Here is a 7,508-nt window from a genome sequence, read left to right on the forward strand (position 1 = left end):
GCCCCTGGCGGACGCCAGGGGCTCTCGGCACGCACGTGCTGCCGCGGGGATCAGCCGAGACCGGGGCCGCGCACCGGGATGTGCGTGAACGTCGGCTCCGGGGCCGGGTTCTGGAAGAAGTCGTTGCCCTTGTCGTCCACGACGATGAACGCCGGGAAGTCCTCGACCTCGATCTTCCAGACCGCCTCCATGCCGAGCTCCTCGTACTCGACGACCTCGACCTTCTTGATGCAGTCCTGGGCCAGGCGGGCCGCCGGGCCGCCGATGGAGCCGAGGTAGAAGCCGCCGTGCGAGCCGCACGCGTCGGTGACCTGCTTCGAGCGGTTGCCCTTGGCCAGCATGACCTTCGAGCCGCCCGCCGCCTGGAACTGCTCGACGTAGGAGTCCATGCGGCCGGCCGTCGTCGGGCCGAAGGAGCCGGAGGCGTAGCCCTCGGGGGTCTTGGCCGGGCCGGCGTAGTAGACCGGGTGGTCCTTCAGGTACTGCGGCATCTCCTCGCCCGCGTCCAGGCGCTCCTTGATCTTGGCGTGCGCGATGTCGCGCGCCACGACGAGCGGGCCGGTGAGGGAGAGGCGGGTCTTGACCGGGTACTTGGTCAGTTCGGCGAGGATCTCGTCCATGGGCTGGTTGAGGTCGATCTTGACGACGTCGCCCTCGGTCCCGGTCTCGAGGTGCTCGTCCGTCGTCTCGGGCAGGAAGCGCGCCGGGTCGGTCTCCAGCTGCTCCAGGAAGACGCCCTCGGCGGTGATCTTGGCGACGGCCTGGCGGTCGGCCGAGCAGGAGACGGCGATGGCGACGGGCAGCGAGGCGCCGTGGCGGGGCAGGCGGACGACGCGGACGTCGTGGCAGAAGTACTTGCCGCCGAACTGCGCGCCGATGCCGATCTTCTGCGTCAGCTCGAAGACCTTCTCCTCGAGCTCCTTGTCGCGGAAGCCGTGGCCGGTCTCGGCCGAGCCCTCGGCCGGCAGCTCGTCCAGGTAGTGCGCGGAGGCGTACTTCGCGGTCTTCAGCGCGAACTCGGCGGACGTGCCGCCGACGACGATCGCCAGGTGGTACGGCGGGCAGGCCGCGGTGCCGAGCGAACGGATCTTCTCCTCCAGGAACTTCATCATGGAGGCCTCGTTCAGGACCGCCTTGGTCTCCTGGTAGAGGAAGGACTTGTTGGCCGAGCCGCCGCCCTTGGCCATGAAGAGGAACTTGTACGCGCCGCCGTCGGTCGCGTACAGCTCGATCTGCGCGGGCAGGTTCGAGCCGGTGTTCTTCTCCTCCCACATGGTCACCGGGGCCATCTGGGAGTAGCGGAGGTTGAGCTTCGTGTACGCGTCGTAGATGCCCTTGCTGAGGGCCTCTTCGTCGCGGCCCTGCGTCAGCACGTTCTGGCCGCGCTTGCCCATGACGATCGCGGTGCCGGTGTCCTGGCACATGGGGAGCACGCCGGCGGCGGCGATGTTCGCGTTCTTGAGGAGGTCGAGCGCGACGAACTTGTCGTTGCTCGACGCCTCCGGGTCGTCGATGATCTTCCGCAGCTGGGCGAGGTGCGCCGGGCGCAGGTAGTGCTGGATGTCCTTGATCGCCTCGGCGGCGAGGGTGCGCAGCGCCTCCGGCTCGACCTTGAGGAACGTACGGCCGTCGGCCTCGAAGGTGGAGACGCCTTCGGCGGTCACCAGGCGGTAGGGCGTGGTGTCCTCTCCCAGGGGGAGCAGATCGGAGTACGCAAACTCTGGCATGACGGCAGCCATTCCTCACTCGGCGACAGCAGCGCGCCGCCTCCGTTGGCGGGCGCGCCCTCCAGGGTAGGACGCGGGCGCGGCCCGGATCCTGTGAGGTAAGGCTCACTCGGGGCCCGTACCGCGCCGGTGTGGCGTATTCACATGCTCGCCGTGCTCTCCCGACCGCGGCCGTCGCGCCCCCTAGTCGCGATCTATCGCGTTTCGCTAGGCTGGCTCCGTGGACCTCGAGAAGCAGCCCCAGAAGCAGCCGGTCACCCCCGACCGGCCCACCGCCGAGCCGGCCGTGGCCGAGCCCGCCGTCGCCGACGCGGCGGGCGCGCTGCGGGCCTCGGACGCCGACCGGGACCGGATCGCGGACATCCTGCGCGACGCGCTCGCCGAGGGGCGGCTCGACGCGGAGGAGCACGGCGAGCGGATCGAAGCCGTCTACCGGGCGAAGACCATGGGCGAACTGGAGCCGCTGGTACGGGACCTGCCCGCGCCGCGCGGCGAGCGCCCGGCGGCGCCCGAGGAGCGGTACGCGTACGGCCCCGACGACGAGACCGCGGCACCCGCCGAGAACATGGTCGCGATCTTCTCCAGCAACACCCGCAAGGGGCGTTGGCGGGTCGGCCGCCGCACCAACGCGTTCGCGCTGTTCGGCAACGTCGAGATCGACCTGACCGAGGCGATCTTCGCCCAGCGGCTCACCACGATCAACGCCACTTCGATCTTCGGCAACGTCGAGGTCCGGGTCCCCGAGAACATCTCGCTGCGCGGCAACGGCACCGGCGTCTTCGGCAACTTCGAGGTGCGCACGCTGGAGGCGCCCGACCCGGAGGCCCCGGTCGTTGTGGTCAACGGCTACTCGGTGTTCGGCAATGTGGAGGCCCGTCCCAAGCGCGGCAAGTTCATCGCGGATCTGCAGGACAGGCTGCGCAAGCACCTCGGCCACTGAACGGGCCGCCGGGTGACCGGAATCCGCCCACGGCTGCCCGCAGTTCGGTACGCGGCGGGCCACTCGGTGCATAGGCGCGCGCACAGCGGGTAGGGCTGCTGCATCGTCTCTCGCTCGCGAAGCCGTCGTCAGGAGTAGACCGTGCTGCAACTGCCGCATCAGCCCCTCCACGCCGCCGCCGTCCCGGCCCAGCGCGCGCCCGCACGGGAGGACGAGGCCGGACCCTGGCATGCGGAGGCGGTGTGCCGCCGCGACGAGGCCGGACTGTTCTTCGCCCCCTCCAAGGAGCCGACCGCCGCCCGGCTCTCCCGCGAGGAGGCCGCGAAGCGGGTCTGCGCCCGATGTCCGGTGATGGTCGAGTGCCGGGAGCACGCACTGCTGCAGCCCGAGCCGTACGGCGTCTGGGGCGGGCTCACGGCCGCCGAGCGCCGGGTCGTGCTGGCCCGCCGGCGCCGCCGCGAGGTGGAGCTGCGCAAGGCCGCCTCGGCCGAGCAGATCGCCCAGGCCGGCTGACGGGCCGCTGCTTCCGACGGCTCTTCGCCCGTACGGGAAGGGGCGCCCCCACCGCACATGGGGGCGCCCCTCTTCGTACTACGTGAACCGACTACTTGGCCCGGCTGCTTGGCCCGGTTACTTGGCCCGGTCGAAGTCGATCTTGCTGTACGCGCGCAGCTTGGACAGCCGGTGCGTGGAGTCGATCTGCCGGATCGTGCCGGACTTCGAGCGCATGACCAGCGACTGGGTGGTGGCGGTCTCGGCGCGGTAGCGCACCCCGCGCAGGATCTCGCCGTCGGTGATGCCGGTGGCGACGAAGAACACGTTGTCGCCGCTGACCAGGTCGTTCGTGGAGAGCACACGGTCCAGGTCGTGACCGGCGTCCAGCGCGCGCTGACGCTCGGCGTCGTCCTTCGGCCACAGCTTGCCCTGGATCACACCGCCGAGGCACTTGATCGCGCAGGCGGAGATGATGCCCTCCGGCGTGCCGCCGATGCCCATGAGCATGTCGACGCCGGTGCCCTCGCGGACGGCCATGATCGAGCCGGCGACGTCGCCGTCGGAGATGAACTTGATCCGGGCGCCGGTCTCGCGGATCTCCTTGACGATGCCCTCGTGACGCGGGCGGTCCAGGATGACGACCGTGATGTCCTCGGGGGAGGAGTTCTTGGCCTTGGCGACCCGCCGGATGTTCACCGAGACGGGCGCGTCGATGTCGACGAAGTCCGCCGCCTCGGGGCCGGTGACCAGCTTGTCCATGTAGAACACCGCGGACGGGTCGAACATGGTGCCGCGGTCGGCGGCGGCCAGTACGGCGATCGCGTTCGGCATGCCCTTGGCGTTGAGGGTGGTGCCGTCGATCGGGTCGACGGCGATGTCGACCTCGGCGCCGGTGCCGTCGCCGACCCGCTCCCCGTTGAAGAGCATGGGGGCTTCGTCCTTCTCGCCCTCGCCGATGACGACGACGCCGTTCATCGAGACGGTGGAGATCAGGGTTCGCATGGCGTTGACTGCCGCGCCGTCCGCGCCGAGCTTGTCACCGCGGCCGACCCAGCGGCCCGCGGCCATGGCTGCGGCCTCGGTGACGCGGACCAGCTCAAGGGCGAGGTTGCGGTCGGGGGCCTCGGGAGAGACCTCCAGCTCGGGCGGCAGCGAGTGATGTTCGGTCATCGGAGCGCACCTTTCTGTACGGCGACGGCCGGAAAACGAGAGGGTGCGTTGACTCTATCGTCAGGTCGACAAATTGAGCAGAGGGGCCCACGGATGAGCACAACACCATGATGCGACCATGGGGGGCGTGGCAGGTATGCGAGGCAGGCAGACAGTACGCGGAATGTTCCAGTCGCTGGCGGTGATCATGGTCGCCGCCGGCGTCATGTATCTCTTCATCCCGCACGACGAGGATGCCGACCCGGTCAAGGCGAAGGACTACCGGGTCGAGCTGCTGACGGCGCAGCGCGCCGCACCGTACCCCGTGCTCGCCCCCGAGGGGCTGGGCGAGGGCTGGAAGGCGACGGTCGTCTCGTACCGGCGCGAGCAGAACGACCGCTGGCAGCTCGGCTTCCTGACCCCGGACACGCAGTACGCGGCGCTGTACCAGTCGACGGCGGAGCCGAAGAAGTACGTCCCCGAGGTCACCCAGCAGGCCAAGGCGTCCGGGAAGACCCGGACGGTGGCCGGTCAGGTGTGGCAGGTGTGGGAGGGCGCGAAGTACGACGCCCTGGTGCGCACGGAGGGCCGGGCGACGACGGTGGTCACCGGCACGGCCTCGCTGGACCGGCTGGCGGAGATGGCGGGCGCGCTGCGGTCGAAGAAGGCGTGACGTGAGGTACGTGAGGATCTGACCCGAGCACGGCGAAGGCCCCGCACACAGGGTGTGCGGGGCCTTTCGTCATGCTCGGGGGCGTCAGACGGTGGTGACGACGTCCTCGTAGGCCAGGCGCGGGGAACGCGGGAACGGGGTGGCGTCGTCGGCCGGCTTGCCGATGTTGACCACCATCAGCGGGCTGTGGTCGTCGTCCAGGAACTCCTTCTGGATGCCGGCGAAGTCCATGCCGGTCATCGGGCCGGCGGCCAGGCCGGCGGCGCGGACGCCGACGATGAAGTACGCGGCCTGCAGCGCGGCGTTCATCAGCGCGGACTGCTCGCGGACCGGACGCTCGGCGAAGAAGAGGTCCTTGGCCTGCGGGAAGTGCGGGAGCAGCTCCGGGAGCTCCTCGTGGAACTCGTTGTCCGCGGAGAGGATCGCGACCAGCGGGGCGGAGGCGGTCTTCGCCTGGTTGCCCTCGGCCATGTGCGCGACCAGGCGCTCGCGGGCCTCGGGGGAGCGGACCAGGGTGACGCGCATCGGGGTCTGGTTGAAGGCGGTCGGCCCGAACTTGACCAGGTCGTAGATCGCCTGGACCTGCTCCTCGGTCACCGGCTCGTCGGTGAACGCGTTGGCGGTGCGGGCCTCGCGGAAGAGGAGGTCCTGGGCGGCGGGGTCGAGAACGAGGGACATGTGCGTACCTTCCGGACGTGCAAGGGGTGATGCGATGTCTTGAAAGGTACGGCGAGATTGGTTAATTTTCAACTAAACGAAGCGGATGGTGATCCGCTTCACAGCGACTTTTCGTATCAGTCCTGGTCAGCGACCACTTCGCCACTGCCCTCCTCGGCGGAGGCGAGGGCGGCGTCGAGCCGGGCACGGGCGCCATCCAGCCATCGGCGGCACACCTTGGCGAGCTCCTCGCCCCGCTCCCAGAGAGCGAGCGACTCCTCGAGCGTCGTCCCGCCGGCCTCCAGCCGGCGCACGACCTCGATGAGCTCGTCGCGCGCCTGCTCGTAACCGGGCGCGGTCTCGTCGGGTGTACGGGTTGCCATGAATTCCACCTTCGCGTTTCTGACGACTACGACTGGGACGGGGGCTGAGGTACGCGCCGGACGGCGAACTCCCCCTCGAACACCCTGGCCCGCAGCTCCTCGCCCTCGGCGACCTCCTCGGGGGCGCGGACGACGGCCCCGTCGGCACGCTGGAGGACCGCGTACCCGCGCTCCATGGTCGCGGCGGGGGAGAGGGACCGGACGCGGGCGCGGGTGTGCGAGAGCTCGGAGTCGGCGCGGTCGAGGTGATGGCCGAGGACGCGGCGGCTGCGGGCCAGCAGCGCGTCCAGCTCGGCGTCTCGCTCTTCGACCATCCGCCGCGGGTGCTCCATGACGGGGCGGGCGAGGGCGTGGGCGAGCCCGCGCTCCTCGCGGTCGAGCAGCCCGCGGACGGTGCGCAGGGCGCGGTCCCGCAGGGACTGGACGCGCTCCAGCTCCTCGCCGACGTCGGGGACGACCTTCTTGGCGGCGTCGGTGGGCGTGGCGGCGCGGAGGTCGGCGACGAGGTCGAGGAGGGGGGAGTCGGGTTCGTGGCCGATGGCGGAGACGACGGGGGTGCGGCACTCGGCGACGGCGCGGATGAGCTGCTCGTCGGAGAACGGCAGCAGGTCCTCGACGCTGCCGCCGCCGCGGGCCACGACGATCACGTCGACGTCGCCGTGGGCGTCGAGCTCCTTGACCGCCTGGACGACCTGCGGGACGGCGTGCACGCCCTGCACGGCGACGTTCCGCACCTCGAACCGGACGGCGGGCCAGCGGCGCCGGGCGACCTCCAGGACGTCGCGCTCGGCGGCGGAGGCGCGGCCGCAGACGAGCCCGACGAGCTGCGGCAGAAAGGGCAGGGGCTTCTTCCGCTCGGGCGCGAACAGCCCCTCGGCGCCCAGGGCCCGCTTGAGCTGCTCCAGCCGGACGAGCAGCTCGCCGACGCCGACCGGCCGTATCTCGGCGGCCCGCAGCGAGAGCTGCCCGCGGGGGGCGTACCACTCGGGCTTGGCGTGCACGACGACGCGGGCGCCCTCGGAGACGACGTCGGCGATGGCGTCGAAGACCTGGCGGTAGCAGGTGACGGAGATGGAGATGTCGTACGAGGGGTCCCGCAGGGTCAGGAACACGACCCCGGCCCCGGGCCGCCGGGACAGCTGCGTGATCTGCCCCTCGACCCAGACGGCCCCCAGCCGGTCGATCCACCCCCCGATCAACCGCGAGATCTCCCCGACGGGCAACGGTGCCTCGGCAGACGTAGTCAAAGCCATGCACCGAGCGTAGTGTCCCCCGCCGACAACACCCCCCAGCGCGCACAGGGGCCGTACGCGCTCCGGGGCGCAGCCCCACTTCCCGCCTCCCGCCGGCCCCCGGCAGGGTTTCGGGAAGGGGTGGGGTGGGGGAGTCATCGCGGCCCGCAGGGCCGCGCCCCCCCCCCCCGGCGCCCCCCCCCCCCCCCCCCCCCCCCCCGCCACAACCCCCGCCCCCCCCCCCCGCGGCCC

Annotated in this window: 8 protein-coding genes; 3 read left to right on the forward strand and 5 right to left on the reverse strand. The window is 71.1% G+C overall.

Going from position 1 to position 7,508, the window contains the following annotated elements:
• Nucleotides 1–50 precede the first annotated feature (50 nt).
• Complete coding sequence (locus tag ACGFMM_RS03910; protein ID WP_393642856.1) at nt 51–1,727, reverse strand: fumarate hydratase; 1,677 nt, start codon at nt 1,725–1,727, stop codon at nt 51–53.
• A gap of 220 nt (nt 1,728–1,947) precedes the next feature.
• On the opposite strand from ACGFMM_RS03910, the gene ACGFMM_RS03915 reads away from it, so the two are divergent.
• Both ACGFMM_RS03915 and ACGFMM_RS03920 read left to right on the forward strand, forming a co-directional pair.
• Nucleotides 1,948–2,667, forward strand: coding sequence for a DUF1707 domain-containing protein (locus ACGFMM_RS03915; RefSeq protein WP_393642858.1), 720 nt, complete (start codon nt 1,948–1,950; stop codon nt 2,665–2,667).
• 141 nt (nt 2,668–2,808) lie between these two features.
• Entirely contained in the window at nt 2,809–3,180 is a 372-nt protein-coding gene (locus tag ACGFMM_RS03920; RefSeq protein WP_393642859.1) for a WhiB family transcriptional regulator, read from the forward strand.
• Between the two features lie 117 nt (nt 3,181–3,297).
• Here ACGFMM_RS03920 and glpX read toward each other — a convergent pair whose 3' ends face one another.
• Nucleotides 3,298–4,332 carry a class II fructose-bisphosphatase gene (glpX, locus tag ACGFMM_RS03925; RefSeq protein ID WP_393642861.1) on the reverse strand — a complete coding sequence of 345 codons (1,035 nt, stop codon included), beginning with the start codon at nt 4,330–4,332 and terminating at the stop codon, nt 3,298–3,300.
• 118 nt (nt 4,333–4,450) lie between these two features.
• Here glpX and ACGFMM_RS03930 point away from each other — a divergent pair, with 118 nt between their 5' ends.
• Nucleotides 4,451–4,984: a DUF4245 domain-containing protein gene (locus ACGFMM_RS03930; protein WP_393642863.1), complete on the forward strand. Its 534-nt coding sequence runs from the start codon at nt 4,451–4,453 to the stop codon at nt 4,982–4,984.
• 84 nt (nt 4,985–5,068) lie between these two features.
• Here the strand turns inward: ACGFMM_RS03930 and ACGFMM_RS03935 are convergent, their stop codons facing one another.
• From ACGFMM_RS03935 to xseA, 3 genes are all read right to left on the reverse strand, one after another.
• Nucleotides 5,069–5,662 (reverse strand): malonic semialdehyde reductase, encoded by a 594-nt coding sequence (locus ACGFMM_RS03935; RefSeq protein ID WP_393642864.1) that lies wholly within the window; start codon nt 5,660–5,662, stop codon nt 5,069–5,071.
• Nucleotides 5,663–5,778: 116 nt separating this feature from the next.
• A complete protein-coding gene (locus ACGFMM_RS03940; RefSeq protein WP_393642866.1) occupies nt 5,779–6,024 on the reverse strand; it encodes an exodeoxyribonuclease VII small subunit in 246 nt (81 codons plus the stop codon).
• A 26-nt stretch (nt 6,025–6,050) separates the two neighbouring features.
• Nucleotides 6,051–7,277 carry an exodeoxyribonuclease VII large subunit gene (gene xseA, locus ACGFMM_RS03945; RefSeq protein ID WP_393642868.1) on the reverse strand — a complete coding sequence of 409 codons (1,227 nt, stop codon included), beginning with the start codon at nt 7,275–7,277 and terminating at the stop codon, nt 6,051–6,053.
• Nucleotides 7,278–7,508: the final 231 nt, after the last annotated feature.

This window comes from Streptomyces sp. NPDC048604 (assembly GCF_043199435.1).
Taxonomy (GTDB): Bacteria; Actinomycetota; Actinomycetes; order Streptomycetales; family Streptomycetaceae; genus Streptomyces.

Excerpts from the sequence above, each read along its gene's own strand:
- ACGFMM_RS03910 (WP_393642856.1), bottom strand. The coding sequence starts at position 1,727 with ATGCCAGAGTTTGCGTACTCCGATCTGCTCCCCCTGGGAGAGGACACC.
- glpX (WP_393642861.1), bottom strand. The coding sequence starts at position 4,332 with ATGACCGAACATCACTCGCTGCCGCCCGAGCTGGAGGTCTCTCCCGAG.
- ACGFMM_RS03930 (WP_393642863.1), top strand. The coding sequence starts at position 4,451 with ATGGGGGGCGTGGCAGGTATGCGAGGCAGGCAGACAGTACGCGGAATG.
- ACGFMM_RS03935 (WP_393642864.1), bottom strand. The coding sequence starts at position 5,662 with ATGTCCCTCGTTCTCGACCCCGCCGCCCAGGACCTCCTCTTCCGCGAG.
- ACGFMM_RS03940 (WP_393642866.1), bottom strand. The coding sequence starts at position 6,024 with ATGGCAACCCGTACACCCGACGAGACCGCGCCCGGTTACGAGCAGGCG.
- xseA (WP_393642868.1), bottom strand. The coding sequence starts at position 7,277 with ATGGCTTTGACTACGTCTGCCGAGGCACCGTTGCCCGTCGGGGAGATC.